This window comes from Pantoea sp. OVA07A (assembly GCF_019969975.1).
GTDB lineage: Bacteria > Pseudomonadota > Gammaproteobacteria > Enterobacterales > Enterobacteriaceae > Pantoea > Pantoea agglomerans.
Window position 1 is genome coordinate 303,119 of the sequence record NZ_JAHXYM010000004.1, and the last position, 15,835, is coordinate 318,953.

The following is a 15,835-nucleotide window of genomic DNA, read 5'->3' on the forward strand; positions in this document are numbered from 1 at the left end:
TGCCCTGCGCAGATTCATTCGTTCCCCGCATGCAGTTCCACATAGAGCTGACGATACGCCTCTACCATCTCGTCCAGCGATGCGCGATTAAGGCCACTGGGATTCGGCAACACCCACACCTGCGTTTTCCCCATACATATCGGCTGTTTGCCCCATTCGACTTTACTCTGCTTAAAAGCACGACGAAACGCATCCTTACCCAGAATCGCCAGCGCAGCCGGCTGGTAATCCAGCACCTTTTCCATCAGGCGCTTGCCGCCATCCCGCAGCTCATCAGGCGCTAACTCACTCGCCTGCACCGTGGGCCGCTCAACCAGCATGGTGATGCCGCAGCCGGTCTCCGTTAAGCGCTGCTCCTCTTCCGGCCTCAGCTGCTGCTGGGTGAATCCCGCCAGATGGATGACTTTCCAGAACCGGTTGCCGGGATGCGCAAAGTGAAACCCCTGATGGGCGGTTGACTGACCCGGGTTAATGCCACAGAACAACACATCAAGATCGGAGGTGATGATGTCGCGGATAGCGTGTTCACTCATGCCGCCACCTCCAGCGTGCGCAGCTTCAGCGCATCGCGGCTGCGTTGCAGCATCTGGCTGGCCTGCTCTGTATCCGGACAGGCGCGCGCCAGCGCCAGCGCGCCAACCATCTCTGCCAGCATGCTGGAGGCCAGCGCTTCCGCATCCGGCAACTCCAACTCACGTAATATCTGCGCCAGACCGGCATGCATCGCATTAAAGCCCTGTGCGAAGATCTGCCGTGTCGGCTGTGGAAGATGAGCCACTTCACTCACCAGAGCGGCTAATGGACAGCCCTGTGCCGGCGCATTGCGATGCGCCTCGGAAAGATAGCTATCAATAAAATCTGCCAGCTGCTGCGCTGGCTGGGTCACGGACTCCGCGGGCTTTAAGGTATCGGCTTCAGCAAACATATGCTTCAGTACCTCCTCAACCAGCTCCTCGCGTGAGGTAAAATGCGCATAAAAACCGCCATGTGTCAGACCGACCCGCTTCATCAGCGCCGCTACACCAATTCCTTCGGTGCCGGTTTCACGCATCACGCGCGCCGCCTCATCAAGGATACGCCGCCGCGTATGCGCTTTGCTGCTCTGCTTCTCCATCTCATCTCCTGCGGTATCTGCTACGTAGCGTCTGGCTATTATAGTAATTATTACGGTCATCATATTCCAGCTTGACGACAGATATGATGATCGTCATATTGATGGCTATTATGACGACCATCATACGAGGAAAAAGAGATGTCACAATCAGGCACAGCTTTAATCACCGGCGCATCCAGCGGTATCGGTGCGACCTATGCAAAACGACTGGCAGCACGCGGTTATGATTTGATTCTGGTCGCACGCGATCAGGGCCGGCTCACCACCCTGGCTGATGCACTGGCAAAGCAGCACGATATTCGGGTGACGGTTATGGCGGCTGACTTAACGCACGATCAGGATCTGCAACGCGTGGAGTCGGAACTCGCGAACAACGCACAGATTACGCTGTTGCTGAACAACGCGGGCATGGGCGTTGAGGGTGAGTTTCTGGAGGCGGACATCACACGCATTAACACCATGCTGGCGTTAAATATTCTGGCACCCACCCGTCTGGCACAGGCGGCTGGCCGGGCTTTCAAAGCGCGCGGTAATGGCATCATTATCAATATCGCCTCGGTGTTGTCGCTGGTGCACGAGATGTTCAACGGCGCTTATAACGCCACTAAGTCTTATGTACTAACTCTGACGCGTGCGATGCAGCGTGAACTCGCAGAGAGCGGCGTGCAGGTACAGGCGGTGTTACCCGGTGCGACCCGTACGGAGATTTTCGACCGCGCAGGCCAGTCTATTAATGACATCCCGGCTGAAATGCTGATGGACGTTGATAAGATGGTGGACGCCGCGCTTTCCGGACTCGACAGCAAGGAGACGGTAACCATTCCGGCGCTTGAGGATCTGCAGATGTGGCACGACTACGATCAGGCACGTGGCACGATGGTTCCCCACCTTTCACGGAATCAATCAGCATCCCGTTATCGTCAGCGCTGAGTCAGCCATCAGCCATAACGACTGAAGTCCGGTTTCACTAAAGGCGCGGAGAAGCATTATCCGTGCCTGTTTGCGACTTCGGGATCGCGGTTCGCCAGATTTGCTATAGAAATCAGCAGGTAAATCACTGCTGCTTATTTCAGCAACCGGTGGCTGAGTGCTGGATTGCCCTGAAGAGATACTTTATAATCCCCGCTCCGCTGGCCCCTTAGCTCAGTGGTTAGAGCAGGCGACTCATAATCGCTTGGTCGCTGGTTCAAGCCCAGCAGGGGCCACCAAAATTTAGTGATGAAAATCATGCAGTTAAGCCAACTTTCAGAGTTGGCTTTTTTGTTTCCTCTAGTCAACTGTCCCCTTTTTGTCCCCTCAGGTTCAGCTACCTACCAGCTGAACAGATGAAACTTAAAATGCCAAACCCTCACATCCGAAAGGCGCATACCTTTGTTAAAGACTGTCAATGTCCTCTTTACCCGGTTAAACCTGCATTTCCTTCCAGATGCTTTGATGTGTAGTTATGCAAAAGTCCTTAACAGGAAATTAAAAAATAATAAAATCAATCATTTATTTTAATTCAATCTGTCACTGGCAGCAATGTGGCGGCAGGAACCAATCTCGCGCAGCCCTGCGCTTATGTGGTCTATCTGGAACCAGGATTTTTTTCCCCAATTGGCATATGCAGCTATGTTCAATTCGTCCACGTAGCGAGTCCAGATGCGCAGAAGCCGCCTAAAGGCGACTTCTTTATACTCGTAATAATCGGTTAGTCGACGTTATGGTATCCAAATGATTTATAATGAAATTATTAAATTTAATTCTACTGAAGAGGCTACGTTGCTCTTTTAAATTTATTTATCTCTTTATGCATTTCGGTTATTTCACTTTCAAGTTCTAAATCTGTCTCTGATATTTCTTCAACCATTTGTTTGGCTTTTTCAGAAAGCTGAGACACTTTGCTTTTTTTAAGTAAGTCTCTTGCCGTGTTTTGATAATGCTTTGCTTGATATTTTTTTGAAAAAAGCATCATCCACTTGTGGCAGATAAGTGATCTAAGCGAATCTATCCATTTTGAAATGTAGCTGTTAACAATTACAAATATAACTAAAACTTGGTAATAAACTTGCAATGAAAGAGTTTCGATGAGTGGGTCTTTGTATTTAAAGGTGAATAAGTAATATATGGTGGCACCAAGAATGAGTTGTATTATTATACGCGGAGCATCGTTTTTATTTTCCATCGGTAACAATTCCTTCCAAACGACGTTCTATGGCCTCATTTGCCTGTTTGAGTATTTCCTGGGTGCACGTTATTACTTCTATCATCATGCCAAGAATAAGAACTACTAAGTTTGAAGATTTGACTTCTTGATTTGCAAACTTCTCGAACTGGTCGAGTTTATCAGTATATACATTTGTAATAAAGAACCTACCGTCTTTATACACTTCTTCTATGTTGTAAATATATACTACTTTACATGGATTGTTGCTTATTAAATTCATGCTTGCCTCAATAAGCTCACCTTCATCTCTGCTCAAAGATTTCTGATTTGGTAGTTTAATTACGCGATACAGCCTCAGGTTTGTCTTTGATACAGAGTCTTCATTTATAGGGTATATAGTGAAAGTATCATTGTTTTTTTTAAACCTAAGTTGGCCTTTTTTCTCATCACCATCGGTTTTAATTATTTCTGTATCTGCAATTTTAGAGACTGCTTCTTTTATCTCATCAAGAGTGATCATTTCCTTCCCTTTTAGACATTAACTCTACATTAACTTTCTTTTAAGAAAACGTGGTTTTCTCGCCAAAAAATTGGGCTCTATAAAAATAGTGACCAATTTTATCATTTTATTTTATCTATAGTCAGGTCAATACTTCAAGTTCCTAGCTTTAGAATACGTAAATTATCAGGGCGTTTTTCAGGATTTAGGCCGGTGAAAGGTGCCAGAAAGCCCAGTTCGCGCCTGGACCTCGCTTAGTGCGCTGCGGCGGTGCCGGTAAGAGAGGTTAGCCACGCCTTATCCTCGTTGCCAAATAGTTTATCCACAATTCCGATCCATCCAAGTTTGACGTATCTCAATTTGTCAAATCGTATACCGCATTATGGACCGCGCGGCCAAGCAACATAAATTTGATCAGCATCTCTCCAAACAACTCCAAAATTAAAATTTCTCAAGGCGCCAAGAATATGAAATACGCATCTTCAATAAAGACCTCACGCATTTTATTGCCCTCTTCACAACATCAATGGCGTACAAAATAACACTTCTTTTATTACTATGCTTTTCAGTTTCTCATAAGGCAGCAAATCCCGCTCAAGCCTTGCCCTAACGGGGTTTAATCGTTTTGCAGCGTTTGCCATCAGGGATCCACATGCGATCCGTAAACTGACGTAAAACACGCTATTTCCTTAAATTTCATATGCTTATTTTTTATCTAAATCCAATTTAGATCCTTTTGAACTGAAAAACGATGAAATTCTTTTCGCTCTTTTCAGTTGGCGAAATCCGGCACAAACCCAATACCGGTGCGGTCTGGCCATACCCTTTGTAAAAAAATAAAACTGAAAAATTTTCATGATCCAAAACCTGCAGGCGGGTGCGGTGTAGCGCCGATTTTGTCTGTCGGACGATTATTTTGCCGTGCTGACGCGCAGCCAGTGCCGCGCTGTGCGGATAATCTGTTTATGGTTGTCGTGCGTGATGGGCGCGCCTTTGCGTGGCGCATCGTGCGTCTGAGGCGTTCTGGTGACGGGCATTAAAAAACCCGCTGCGATAGCGGGTTAGTGTGCTGGCTTACTTGCCTATGACGGGTGAATATTTCGTACTGAGCGCGGCGGCCTGCTGGCTGCTCTGTGCGATATCGCTGCTGTTCGTGGGCTGGCCGGTTGACGGGTGCATATGGCTGGCCAGCTGGTCAGCCAGCTGCTGAACAAGCGTCACGGTATCGAGCATCAGCTGGGCCACGTTAATCTTCTCTGAACCAATCCACACCACCGGCGCGATAATTTCCTGACGCGTTCCGGCAATGCTCTGGCGCAGCTGGCCAATTTTTTCAGTCAGTGCCTGACCGACTTTAATCGCAGCGCTGCCGGTGACGTCCGTTTCCGCATTGCCGCCCACTGTAATCAGCTGGCTCTGCTGCGTGGCCACGCTGTAACTGCCGGTCGTCACGTGCTGAATTGCTCCGGCCATCAGTGACGCCGTTCCGATCACAGTGGTCCTGTCCGTGGCTTTGACTGTCGTTTCCCTGCTGACCAGATCACGCGTTTCCGTATCGGCTTTAACTTCCCGGCTCATGGACGTTTCACGAATGGCCTGATCGGTCTGGCGTTCCCAGTCTCCCGCCTGTGTTACCCGCTGTGATACTTCCGCGCGCTGCTGCTGCAGCTGTTCGCCCGGCTTCACGTCCGGCAGGCTCGTCCCGCCCGGCATGGTCTGGCGCACAAACGGTTTGTCCGGGCGTCCGCCGGTAAAACCGACCTCAACCAGCGTTCCCTCTGGCGGAAACTGAAACATACCGGAATCATTACCGGCCATCGGAACGGGCAGCGGCACGGCAGGATAAACCGGCGTGCTGCCGTCCGGATTGCCGTCAGCGTCCAGCAGCTGCAGATCGACGGCATAGCGCGGCCTGAAGGGGTCAGCAAAGTTTCCGCTTTTTACCGCCTCAGTCGGCGCAACAACGCGCGCCATTTTGGGCAGGTGCAGGTCGCTGGCCAGCTCCGGGTAATGGCTTTCAACCTGCCGCTGTACCGGTGTTTTTTGTAGCGGCTGGCCGGTGATACGGTTTCGCGGCGTCCAGGTGATTGTCATGGTGTCGCCGCTCAGCTGCACCTTTGTCACGCGCTGGCCGGTTTACGAAGGCTGCGAGCGCTCCACGTATCCGGTAAACCAGCGCAGCAGCCGGTCAGGATAGCCGGTATCAATGCGGACCATTTTGCCAGTGTAATCAGTGCTGGTCTTTGCCGTGATGAAGCCACGGCCACAGCTGCTAAGCTCCAGCACCAGAGCGGCATCAGTCAGATGCACTTCATCAGTTGACAGGTAAAGTCGGGTTACAGGTTTCATCGCTATTCCAGTGCGTCGTTTACCGGCTTAAGCACTTTGCGCTCAAACCACGTCATTTGTTCGTCGCTCTCGCCTGCGGCCTGCGGTCCGCCTTTGCCGCCGCCGGTCTGTTTGGTGGCCGTGGTTTTGCCGCTTGCGCGCGCTTCACGCTTTTCCTGAACGCTTACATGCTCTGTCAGGGTGAACGTTATCAGCCAGGCCATTTTTCCTTCCTACTGCGGGGCGTCCACATTGCCGGTGAACGTCGCCTCACGAAAACTTACCGCGCGCGCCACCTCATGCGCCACGCGGTATTTTTGCCGCTGGCCGCTGGCGTCGGTTGCTGAAGCCAGCTCAAAAATGCGCTTCAGCAGGGCAGCATCACTGAACCCTATTTCGCCGCTGATCCTCAGCTCTTTTCCCTTGATGCCCTGCTCTGCCTTAGCCGTTGAACTGGTCTGCCCGGACTGGTCTTTGTCCTGAAAAGCCATTGATACGGTAACCCGCATATTTTTAAGCGGGATGCCTTCACCGTTAAGCGCCAGCGTCGGGTTTGTACTCATGGATCATGCCTCTTATTCCTTCAAGATTGTCACCGACCAGCATCACGGCCGCCGAATACACAGCAGACGGCTGCGGAATATCTTTTTCCAGCTGCGTGAGCGTGGTCACCACGTCGCCGCCGCCGGTAAACACCCATGCCCGTGCGCTTTTGCCCTGCAGATCGCTCAGCCCGGCGGCAATCTCTGTCAGCATGGCATCACGTTTCTTGCCAAACGCAGCCAGCTGCGCTTTCAGCCCGTCAAGCCCGGCTGCTGCGCCTGCTTCACTCTGGGCCTGCTTCACGGCGGCGGCTGCAAACGCGGCGCGGCTGGATGGCACGGACAACGGCACGGATGGCGGCAGCATCGTGTTCATACGTGCAGGCAGCTGCATCTTTTCCATGGTCAGCGTGGCGGCAGACTGCGCCAGACGCTTAACCTGTACAAAAGCCGGTGCCGGGAAAACCTCTGCCAGCTGGTTCAGTGATGAAATAAAATTGTCATGCGTCTGGCTGGCCACCATCAGAATAACCACGTCAGCTTTTCCGCCAATGCCTGCCAGCTTTTGCGCCAGATAGGCAGTGGCATTCACCGGACTCAGGTATGCACCGTTAACCACATCAACGGCAGCAGCCAACACCGGCACGGTTTGAAAACGACTTTCAACGGAATAGACGAGTAAAGACAGGCTGCGGATAGCATCACTGGCTCTGTTAAGAATCTGATTGCGGCGTGCAACGGTCATCTTTTCCGTTGAAACCGCTTCCCCAGCGATTACCCCGACACTGGCTACAGCAGTTAATGCGCAAAACTGCATGTTTTCAGGTCTGACGTTGTTAACCGGTACTGAAGGCTGACAATTAATCTGACGCAAAAAACCATCAAGAATCGTTGGGTCTTCAGTGAGATCGATGATCGCCAGCAGTTCAGGTAATGTCAGTTGGTGCGACTGGTCCGGATTCAGCTTGTTGCGCAGTGTGGCCGGTTGCATTCCTACTTTTTTAGCCAGATCCGTGACGTTATGAGCCAAAGAAAACTGGCGGCAGGCATCATCGAGGTAGTTTCGTACTGAAACTTTATAATCGTACATGATTCGCACCTTACGAATTGATAGCCTGAATTACGCGTGAAGCGAAATGCGGCATTCGCTTAACGCTTCAACAGTTAATGCCGCCATGTTTACTTCAACCCGTGAGCGAGGCTTGTCACCCTTTCCTCGAATAGGCAGGCGACCATCACGAATCATGTCGCGAGCCGTACCCATAGCGGTTCCGGTCAGGCGGCAATATTCATCAAGCGGCAGGTAAGGTGTGGGGATGGTAATTGTAATGTTAGGACGCATAAGGCAAAATCCTCAGTTCATCTGAACTCGGCAAAGTTCAGTTATATTCGCATTTTGGGAAACAACGGAGCCATATTACTTCCGCTTTTGAGAATCTTCAAGATCATTTCTCAAACTGAGAAGTACGCGCAGATAACTATGAAATTCGATATCGACTTTGAAGGTGCGAGTGCCCCCATTCTTGATAGGGTTATCGAGGCATATGGCTTCAGCACAAAAATGCTACTGGCGGATCATCTGGGTATGGCACCCAGCACTTTATCTGGCCGCTATAAGCGAGGCGGATTTCCTGCAGACATAGTTGTGCGTTGCATGGCTGAAACCGGCGTACAACTTCAGTGGCTAGTGACTGGAAAGGGTAAAAAATTCGATAATGATGAATTGGATATTTTGAACTTACCTCGAAAAAAGCTAGTTGATGGCCAGCTTTATGATTCTGGCTATGCCATGTTCGACAAGGTTTTTTTCCGTGCAGGCACGCCATTACCTTTAGAGCCATTTTGTTTATTAGATGAAAATGCTCAATATATTATCGACCGTAAATACGCAGAAATTTTCGACGGTGAGTGGCTTGTAAACATTGAAGGTAAAGTGAGCGTCCGCACTTTAGTAAGGATTCCAATTCGTAAAGTACGCGTTAGTGGAGTAGGCATGGCTTTTGATTGTAATATTGATGATATAAACATCATTGGAAAAACAATACTTACAATTAATTAAGGAAATAAGATGACAGCTAAAGGTAAATCAGAAAATAACACCAAACCGTCAGAAAATGGCGAAAAACCACCTAAGTTTTGTTTTGTAATAATGCCAATCGCAGATCACCCCAACTATGAACCCGGCCACTTTAAAAGAGTTTACGATAATTTGGTTGCGCCAGCCTGTAGACAAGCTGGTTATGAACCTATCAGGGCAGATGAAAACTCCTCCTCAAATATGATCATGCATGATATATTGCTTAATATTGTTAAAAGTGAAATGGTCATATGCGACTTAAGCACAAACAATGCAAATGTATTTTACGAACTAGGCTTGAGGCAAGCTTTTAATAAAAAAACCGTGCTAATAACTGATGGACGGGAAAAAACCCCTTTTGATTTATTGGGTTTTAGATATCAACTTTATTCGTCATCATTAAGAGTAGATACAGTAAGGGCTGAAATAAAAAGAATAAGCGTAGCCTTAACATCAACAGAGAATATGCTGGCCAACGAAGTAAACTCTATCGTAAAACTATTAGAGATTGACTCAGCTAATATTGAAATAGTGCAACCTAATGAAAATCAAGCTTTTATGTTGCAGATGTTTAATTCTCTGAGTGCACAAATTGCAAACCTAGCACAACCTTCACAAGGTAGCACTGGGCAATGGGTTTCGGCAATGGAATCAAGAAAAAATGGAATAACCCTTCCAATGAACCCTAACTCATCTTTCATTTTTTTAGAATCAGATGAAAACGTTAACTTAGAAGATGGGGATTTTTATTTCAAAAACGAATGCATTGGCACATTCACTGAATACTCGAACGACAACAGATATATAACCTTTACAAATGGCCATGAAAGCACGACTTTTCCAAATACCAAACATTATAAAAGTAGAATATTTAGGGCTTAAGTTTGTCTATTAAAAAAAAACCAGACGGTGGCTGGCTACTTGACTTTACCCAGAGGGTAAACCTAAAGGAAAACCTTGTAAGCGCATACGGAAGAGTTTCGCTACTAAGGGAGAAGCCATTGCATATGAAAATTTTGTTATGGAAACTCTGGCAATTAAACCATGGCTTGATGGAAAAGAAGATCGCCGGAAGCTATCTGCTCTAGTTGTACAATGGTACGAAGAGCATGGGATTACATTAGACGACGGTGAAAAACGCCAGAAGGCCATGCTGTTCGCTTGTGAAAGTATGGGGGACCCGCTTGCCCACGAGTTCAGCTCAACTATGTTTTCGGTCTATCGTAAAAAAAGACTTTCAGGTGAGATAGCCAGAACTGCACGGGTTCAAAAAGTTTCACCAAGAACTATGAATCTAGAGCTGGCTTACTATCGAGCAGTCTTTAATGAACTAAAACGGCTTGGTCACTGGAAGAAAGATAACCCTCTCCAAAACCTACGCCCTTTTAAAGCAGAAGAAGCAGAACTAGCTTATCTGGAAAAAAAGGGTATAGAGCAGCTCCTTGAAGAATGTAAAAATAGCCGTAATCCCCATGTCTATCATGTAGCTTACATTTGCCTTGTTACCGGGGCCAGATGGGATGAAGCAGAATCGCTTACAACAAAGCAAATTAGAAACCTGAAAGTTACATTTATTAAAACTAAAGGCAATCGCAACCGTTCTGTGCCGATTAGCCAGGCTGTTTATGATAGCATCCCCAAACCAGAAAAACCGGGACGATTTTTTTATACCTGCTATTCAGCATTTCGCAGTGCCATAAAGAGAGCACAATTGGACCTGCCCAATGGGCAACTATCCCACGTGCTCAGACATACTTTCGCTTCACACTTTATGATGAACGGCGGCAACATACTTGTGCTACAAAGAATTTTAGGTCACACAGACATAAAGATGACTATGCGTTATTCACATTTTTCACCAGAACATTTAGAAGATGCAATAAAATATAACCCAATGAGTAAAAAAGGAGATAAATGGTGAGCAAACTATTTATAGGTTTTTTTATAGTCGCTGTTCTTTTTTTAGGCTTAGCTCCTTTAATGATGTATTTAATTCAATTTTCGCCAGAATTTACTTTACCAACATTTTTAGAAAAGAATCTTTCATATAAAAACGAAGACTGGGCAAACTTTGGTTCCTTTATAAGCGGAACATCAGGTGCGATCTTTTCTTTCTTCGGAACCTTAGCTGTAGTCTGGACTTTAATTGTGACGCATAAATCTAGCGAAGGGCAAATAAAAATGCTTCGTACTGAACAAACATTCAGTCAATTTAATGAATTACTTAAAGTACTTACAAGCCTTTTAAACGAGAAAAAATATCCAGACACGAATTTTAACAACGGAAACTTCTATACTTTTACACAAATAGCATATGAAAATATCGCAAACCTGCTTAACGAATACTTATCAGAAAACCCTAGAATGAAGAACCCAAGTTATTATGATAACATTGCTTTCGTATCTCTATTTCATGATAAGTATATGGTTGGAACAAAGAAAGACCTCTTTAAAAAAGAAGCTGCAATTTTTTCAATTTTATTAGAAAAAATAATAAGCTCTGACTTTTCGACGCAAGAGGCATTGATGGCAATTCTTGACGCTCGACTTAATGAAGATTATTACTTCTTTTTCCATTGCGAGCATATGGAAGGCAAACTTACTCCACAGCTGGAAAGAATGCTCAAAAGTGGCATCCCGATGCTAATTCCTTCTGAGTTAAGCAACAGATTCCACAAGGAGCTTCACTAAATGCCCCCTTTTTGCCCCCGCAGAACGCAAAACCTCATTAATTCTCAATAATATTCAATTCTAAAAATCAATAGTTAACAGGAAGTTATTGATTATCAAAGAATGAGCACCGTTCTCATAATCGCTTGGTCGCTGGTTCAAACCCAGCAGGGGCCACCAAATTTTAGCTTTAAAATCATAGAATTAAGCCACTCAACTGAGTGGTTTTTTTGTTATCTGCTAAATGAGTGTCGCAAAAGTGTCGCATGAAAAATCAGGCTGCGGCCGGTAGAATCCGGAGCAGCGTCTGTTTATGATAGAATCTAAAAAATCAAATCAGGCCCACAGTCTGGCCGCTATCCTTATTGAGATGATTACATATCAGTCTTAAATTCAAAGCGCTCGTGCAAGGAAATAAAATATGAGATCAACTTTTGGTGGTTTTTACAGTATCAATGAAGATATGCTTAAAAGCATCTGGTTAGATGAATCCACAATGTTTGTTTTTGATACAAACTGTTTGTTAAATCTTTATCGATGTGAAGAACAAACCCGAGATGATATTATTAGTGTTATGCGTGAGATTTCAAATCGAACATGGATTCCTTTTCATGTTGGCTTTGAGTATCAAAGAAACAGAAGGAAAGTTATAGAAGACAGCATAAAAAGCTTGGATAAAATTCAATCAGAACTGGAAAAGCTTTACATGCAAAACATCCTTTCATCGAGCGGAATACAAAAGCATCTTTATACATCTTTAAGCGACGAAATTAACAAACTTCAAGAAGAAATCAAAAACCCCATCAAAAAATATATTGAAGAAAAGATTGAACCGCGCATACAAAGTAAAAAAACCATCTCAACTCATGATTCAATTCGCGACCAAATTGATAGTATCATATTAGATAAGATCGGTGTGATGCCGAGTCAAGAAAAAATAAATGCCATTAATGAGGAGGGTGCAAAACGTTATGCAATTAAGCAACCTCCGGGCTTTATGGACGAGAGTAATAAAAAAGACGTTTCACACTTTTCGAATGTCGAATTCCAAGATAAATACGGAGATCTTTATCTATGGAAAGAAATTATCGAAAGAGCAAAGTCAGATGATATTAATAATGTGATTTTTGTTTGTGATGATAGTAAAAAAGATTGGTGGTTTGTTCATTCAGGTAAAACGCATGGAGTTTTAGAGTCATTAAAAACAGAGATATGTAAAGAGACAGGAATAAAAAACTTTAAGGCAATAAGTCAGTTAACGTTTTTACATGAAGCCAAAAGCTATCTGAAGAATATAAACATCCAAGATTCGTCCCTAAAGGAAGTAGAGGAACTAACTTATATCGATAATAATAAACCAAATGCTGATTTCATCAGTGAGGGGTTTGAAAGTTTTGATGGTAAAGATGAATCACTAAATAACTTGGTTCGAGTTACATTAAGGCAAAATGAAAATACTATTGGCACTTCACCATCTAAATATTTTCATGAGAAAGCAGCGAAGCGCCTTACAAATAGAACAAACGGAGTTTTTGCTTTAGCTAAAGAAATCTCTTCTGAAGCAAATCTTATTTCGATGCATTTAATAAAAAATAGAGATAAGATGCTGGCTCTTTATCCTGAGTCCCATTGCAATCTATTTCACAGAGAGCTTTCCACTAAAATACTCAAAGTCTATGATCAAATGGACAAAATTGAAATTTTAATGAAAAAAGATGCAGCTCACTCACCCACTTTAGTAGGTGAGTTATATGAAGAAATTGAAAAATTAGATATTGAAGTCGAGATGTTGCTAACGGACGTAAAATTTTTAAAGGGTATAGTCAACGAAATGTCTTTAGATTGATATAACCATCACTAAAGATAATGATGCAGTTAAAATTCTATTTAACTGCATCATTATCCCAAATTATATTCATAGACCACTTTATTTTCCAATGCATACCTTTGATACAAACATGAGTGTTGAATAATCTAGGACCTTTCCTTTATTGCATAGCAACCCTTGCAATCGCGTACTTTTTTACAATAAGAACACTGTTTATGTAAACAGCTTTTGGATTGCTAAGCTTTTCAGTTTTATGAAATGTCCTAAAAACTCTGCAGCACCCAGCCTCTCTGGCTTTGCACATTAGTCACAAACACGTTATAGAGATTCGCTTGAGAACCATAAAGTGACCAAAAAAAATAATTTACTTTAAATCCAATCATTTATAATTTTTATGAGATCCATTCTTGATCCGCATAACTGAAAAGCACTGAAATCTCCTTCACTCTTTTCAGTTGGCGAACTCCGGCAGAACCCCAGCACCGGCGCGGTCTGGCCATGCCCTTTATAAAAAAATAGAACTGAAAAATTTTTATGATGCAAAACCTGCAGGCGGGTGCGGTGTAGCGCCGATTTTGTCTGCCGGACGATTATTTTGCCGTGCTGACGCGCAGCCAGGGCCGCGCTGTGCAGATGACCTGTTTATGGTTGTCGTGCGTGTCGTGCGTGATGGGCGTGCCTTTGCGTGGCGCATCGTGCGTCTGAGGCGTTCTGGTGACGGGCATTAAAAAACCCGCTGCGATAGCGGGTTAGTGTGCTGGCTTACTTGCCTATGACGGGTGAATATTTCGTACTGAGCGCGGCGGCCTGCTGGCTGCTCTTTGCAATATCGCTGCTGTTCGTGGGCTGACCGGTTGACGGGTGCGTATGGCTGGCCAGCTGGTCAGCCAGCTGCTGAACAAGCGCCACGGTATCGAGCATCAGCTGGGCCACGTTAATCTTCTCTGAACCAATCCACACAACCGGCGCGATAACTTCCTGACGCGTTCCGGCAATGCTCTGGCGCAGCTGGCCAATTTTTTCAGTCAGTGCCTGCCCGACTTCTATTGCCGCGCTGCCGGTGATGTCCGTTTCCGCATTACCGCCCACTGTAATCAGCTGGCTCTGCTGCGTGGCCACGCTGTAATTGCCTGTCGTCACGTGCTGAATTGCTCCGGCCATCAGTGACGCCGTTCCGATCACAGTGGTCCTGTCCGTAGCTTTGACTGTCGTTTCCCTGCTGACCAGATCACGCGTTTCCGTATCGGCTTTAACTTCCCTGCTCATGGATATTTCACGGATAGCCTGATCGGTCTGGAGCTCCCTGTATCCGCCCCTGCCGCTGAAGGTGAGTATGTCGGTTAACAGTACTGGGCGATTTAGCGGAAAGGTGGCCGCGTCGTCGCCGTCGCCGCCGGTACAGATCAGCCCGACAATCGCGGTGCTAACGGTGGGGATGGTTCGCGTGCCTTCGTTGATTTCCTCAACGCGCATGCCGTGGTGATAATCCTGTGACATGTGGCGGTTCTCCTGTGAAGGGGTTCCGCGATGGTCAGATTTTAGGGAAGGGAAATCATGCTGTTGTCACTGTGTGGCAGCTGACACAACGGACAAACCTGCTGCCCGCAGACAGTGACTAAAAGAGCCAGCGACCGGCAACAGCTGACTCAATAAACATGCGTATAGTCAGGGGGGCTTTACCCTGCTTTACTGGCGCGCGCGTGAAAAAAGAACGGGTTTTCCAGGGGAAATAAGTGGCGAGCGTAAAACCTGCTGGCTGTACGTTAAAATCACGAAAAAATTTCTCCGATACCTCTGCAATATCTTCTGCTTCAAAAAGCTCCTGCAAAACATCATCGTCACCGATTTCAATCTTTTTTAAAAGAAGCGTGGTTACCAGCGGCAGTTCGCGCAGGATATATTTGCGCACCAGGTCAGGATTAGTCGTCATATCATTCACCAGATTTTATCCTCCGGCCTCACAATCATGTTATAGCGATGTACGGTACGAAAACTGATTTGCGCAACATCATTTGCCAAAATAACCCACCCTACAACCGGCACGGCCCTGCCCACAAAGGCTCCCAGATTATTCACCCAGAAAATTTTCAGCCCGCGCTGACTGAAGGATTTTAAGGTCAGAGTCGGAAGAATGCGCCGCCGGAATTTATAGGACATATGCCTGCGGAAAAAGAGTGACACAACCGACGTGCCTGGCGTTGACGTGAGCGGTTTCCCCGGCACGTCAATATTATTGTTACCGAGAATGATATTTGCAACGGCTACAATATCCTGCACGCCCAACTGTTTCTGGGTTTCATCAAGCTTACATTTTAGTAAAGCCACTCCCCCGCCTCAGCGGAATTAATCAGCATCTGAACAGTTAAAGGCTCAGGCTGATGATGATCGGTGCGCAGATATTTTGGCAAAATAGCGTTCGGCAAAAAAGGGATTCCTGTAGCCGGGAAATAGAGACGAAAATCAAATCGCTTCATATCAACACTAAATAGTTCAGCATATTCTTCAAAAAAATCAAAAGCCTCTTCAGGCAAAACGCAATTTTTACCTGTACTCAGGGATGCATCATCTGGCATTTCCCAAAAGTATTTCTTTATCAGACGATGAACATCTTCAACTTTACACATAACCAGC

General features: G+C 45.9%; 15 protein-coding genes, 1 tRNA gene and 6 pseudogenes. 7 read left to right on the forward strand and 15 right to left on the reverse strand.

What is annotated here, in order from left to right; all coding sequences use genetic code 11:
- Window positions 1-14 precede the first annotated feature (14 nt).
- The gene (mug, locus tag LC417_RS15140) at window positions 15-533 is read right to left on the reverse strand and encodes a G/U mismatch-specific DNA glycosylase (protein WP_022623894.1); all 519 of its coding nucleotides are present in this window, start codon (window positions 531-533) and stop codon (window positions 15-17) included.
- Window positions 530-1,114, reverse strand: coding sequence for a TetR/AcrR family transcriptional regulator (locus LC417_RS15145; protein ID WP_223566090.1), 585 nt, complete (start codon window positions 1,112-1,114; stop codon window positions 530-532). The genes mug and LC417_RS15145 overlap by 4 nt, the downstream gene beginning before the upstream one ends.
- 138 nt (window positions 1,115-1,252) lie before the next feature.
- Here LC417_RS15145 and LC417_RS15150 point away from each other — a divergent pair, with 138 nt between their 5' ends.
- Window positions 1,253-2,044, forward strand: coding sequence for an SDR family oxidoreductase (locus tag LC417_RS15150; RefSeq protein WP_223566091.1), 792 nt, complete (start codon window positions 1,253-1,255; stop codon window positions 2,042-2,044).
- Window positions 2,045-2,246: 202 nt separating this feature from the next.
- Window positions 2,247-2,322, forward strand: a tRNA-Ile gene (locus LC417_RS15155).
- A 548-nt stretch (window positions 2,323-2,870) separates the two neighbouring features.
- Here the strand turns inward: LC417_RS15155 and LC417_RS15160 are convergent.
- The 8 genes and pseudogenes from LC417_RS15160 to LC417_RS15190 form a co-directional block, all read right to left on the reverse strand.
- Window positions 2,871-3,278: a hypothetical protein gene (locus LC417_RS15160; protein WP_223566092.1), complete on the reverse strand. Its 408-nt coding sequence runs from the start codon at window positions 3,276-3,278 to the stop codon at window positions 2,871-2,873.
- A complete protein-coding gene (locus tag LC417_RS15165) occupies window positions 3,268-3,780 on the reverse strand; it encodes a hypothetical protein (protein WP_223566093.1) in 513 nt (170 codons plus the stop codon). The genes LC417_RS15160 and LC417_RS15165 overlap by 11 nt, the downstream gene beginning before the upstream one ends.
- A gap of 890 nt (window positions 3,781-4,670) precedes the next feature.
- Complete coding sequence (locus tag LC417_RS22435; RefSeq protein ID WP_255601921.1) at window positions 4,671-4,796, reverse strand: hypothetical protein; 126 nt, start codon at window positions 4,794-4,796, stop codon at window positions 4,671-4,673.
- Between the two features lie 37 nt (window positions 4,797-4,833).
- Window positions 4,834-6,108 (reverse strand): annotated as a pseudogene (locus LC417_RS15170) (hypothetical protein).
- 2 nt (window positions 6,109-6,110) lie between these two features.
- Window positions 6,111-6,650, reverse strand: a pseudogene (locus tag LC417_RS15175) (hypothetical protein).
- Window positions 6,622-7,242 (reverse strand): annotated as a pseudogene (locus LC417_RS15180) (hypothetical protein); the annotation flags it as partial. The pseudogenes LC417_RS15175 and LC417_RS15180, both read right to left, overlap by 29 nt.
- Window positions 7,243-7,719 (reverse strand): annotated as a pseudogene (locus LC417_RS15185) (phage regulatory CII family protein); the annotation flags it as partial.
- A gap of 30 nt (window positions 7,720-7,749) precedes the next feature.
- Window positions 7,750-7,971 carry a regulator gene (locus LC417_RS15190; RefSeq protein ID WP_223566094.1) on the reverse strand — a complete coding sequence of 74 codons (222 nt, stop codon included), beginning with the start codon at window positions 7,969-7,971 and terminating at the stop codon, window positions 7,750-7,752.
- 138 nt (window positions 7,972-8,109) lie between these two features.
- Between LC417_RS15190 and LC417_RS15195 the strand changes: the two genes are divergently transcribed.
- The 5 genes and pseudogenes from LC417_RS15195 to LC417_RS15215 all read left to right on the forward strand — a co-directional run bounded on the left by LC417_RS15195 (window position 8,110) and on the right by LC417_RS15215 (window position 13,222).
- The gene (locus tag LC417_RS15195) at window positions 8,110-8,688 is read left to right on the forward strand and encodes a phage repressor protein CI (RefSeq protein ID WP_223566095.1); all 579 of its coding nucleotides are present in this window, start codon (window positions 8,110-8,112) and stop codon (window positions 8,686-8,688) included.
- A gap of 9 nt (window positions 8,689-8,697) precedes the next feature.
- The gene (locus LC417_RS15200) at window positions 8,698-9,588 is read left to right on the forward strand and encodes a hypothetical protein (protein ID WP_223566096.1); all 891 of its coding nucleotides are present in this window, start codon (window positions 8,698-8,700) and stop codon (window positions 9,586-9,588) included.
- Between the two features lie 2 nt (window positions 9,589-9,590).
- Window positions 9,591-10,627, forward strand: a pseudogene (locus tag LC417_RS15205) (tyrosine-type recombinase/integrase).
- Window positions 10,621-11,397: a hypothetical protein gene (locus LC417_RS15210; protein WP_223566097.1), complete on the forward strand. Its 777-nt coding sequence runs from the start codon at window positions 10,621-10,623 to the stop codon at window positions 11,395-11,397. Before LC417_RS15205 ends, LC417_RS15210 begins: the two are co-directional and overlap by 7 nt.
- Window positions 11,398-11,797: 400 nt before the next feature.
- Window positions 11,798-13,222: a PIN domain-containing protein gene (locus LC417_RS15215; protein WP_223566098.1), complete on the forward strand. Its 1,425-nt coding sequence runs from the start codon at window positions 11,798-11,800 to the stop codon at window positions 13,220-13,222.
- A gap of 744 nt (window positions 13,223-13,966) precedes the next feature.
- Here the strand turns inward: LC417_RS15215 and LC417_RS15220 are convergent.
- From LC417_RS15220 to LC417_RS15240, 5 genes and pseudogenes are all read right to left on the reverse strand, one after another.
- Window positions 13,967-14,701, reverse strand: coding sequence for a phage tail sheath family protein (locus LC417_RS15220; RefSeq protein WP_223566099.1), 735 nt, complete (start codon window positions 14,699-14,701; stop codon window positions 13,967-13,969).
- 55 nt (window positions 14,702-14,756) lie between these two features.
- Window positions 14,757-14,816 carry a hypothetical protein gene (locus LC417_RS22600; protein WP_163850140.1) on the reverse strand — a complete coding sequence of 20 codons (60 nt, stop codon included), beginning with the start codon at window positions 14,814-14,816 and terminating at the stop codon, window positions 14,757-14,759.
- A 3-nt stretch (window positions 14,817-14,819) separates the two neighbouring features.
- Window positions 14,820-15,143, reverse strand: a complete 324-nt coding sequence (locus LC417_RS15230) for a DUF1493 family protein (protein ID WP_223566100.1) — start codon at window positions 15,141-15,143, stop codon at window positions 14,820-14,822.
- Window positions 15,140-15,508 (reverse strand): annotated as a pseudogene (locus tag LC417_RS15235) (STM2901 family protein); the annotation flags it as partial. The pseudogene LC417_RS15235 and the gene LC417_RS15230, both read right to left, overlap by 4 nt.
- Window positions 15,509-15,516: 8 nt before the next feature.
- Window positions 15,517-15,828 (reverse strand): DUF1493 family protein, encoded by a 312-nt coding sequence (locus LC417_RS15240; RefSeq protein ID WP_182505029.1) that lies wholly within the window; start codon window positions 15,826-15,828, stop codon window positions 15,517-15,519.
- Between the last annotated feature and the right edge of the window lie 7 nt (window positions 15,829-15,835).

Coding starts and splice junctions, on each gene's coding strand:
- mug (WP_022623894.1), bottom strand. CDS start 533: ATGAGTGAACACGCTATCCGCGACATCATCACCTCCGATCTTGATGTG.
- LC417_RS15145 (WP_223566090.1), bottom strand. CDS start 1,114: ATGGAGAAGCAGAGCAGCAAAGCGCATACGCGGCGGCGTATCCTTGAT.
- LC417_RS15150 (WP_223566091.1), top strand. CDS start 1,253: ATGTCACAATCAGGCACAGCTTTAATCACCGGCGCATCCAGCGGTATC.
- LC417_RS15160 (WP_223566092.1), bottom strand. CDS start 3,278: ATGGAAAATAAAAACGATGCTCCGCGTATAATAATACAACTCATTCTT.
- LC417_RS15165 (WP_223566093.1), bottom strand. CDS start 3,780: ATGATCACTCTTGATGAGATAAAAGAAGCAGTCTCTAAAATTGCAGAT.
- LC417_RS22435 (WP_255601921.1), bottom strand. CDS start 4,796: ATGCCCGTCACCAGAACGCCTCAGACGCACGATGCGCCACGCAAAGGC.
- LC417_RS15190 (WP_223566094.1), bottom strand. CDS start 7,971: ATGCGTCCTAACATTACAATTACCATCCCCACACCTTACCTGCCGCTT.
- LC417_RS15195 (WP_223566095.1), top strand. CDS start 8,110: ATGAAATTCGATATCGACTTTGAAGGTGCGAGTGCCCCCATTCTTGAT.
- LC417_RS15200 (WP_223566096.1), top strand. CDS start 8,698: ATGACAGCTAAAGGTAAATCAGAAAATAACACCAAACCGTCAGAAAAT.
- LC417_RS15210 (WP_223566097.1), top strand. CDS start 10,621: ATGGTGAGCAAACTATTTATAGGTTTTTTTATAGTCGCTGTTCTTTTT.
- LC417_RS15215 (WP_223566098.1), top strand. CDS start 11,798: ATGAGATCAACTTTTGGTGGTTTTTACAGTATCAATGAAGATATGCTT.
- LC417_RS15220 (WP_223566099.1), bottom strand. CDS start 14,701: ATGTCACAGGATTATCACCACGGCATGCGCGTTGAGGAAATCAACGAA.
- LC417_RS15240 (WP_182505029.1), bottom strand. CDS start 15,828: ATGTGTAAAGTTGAAGATGTTCATCGTCTGATAAAGAAATACTTTTGG.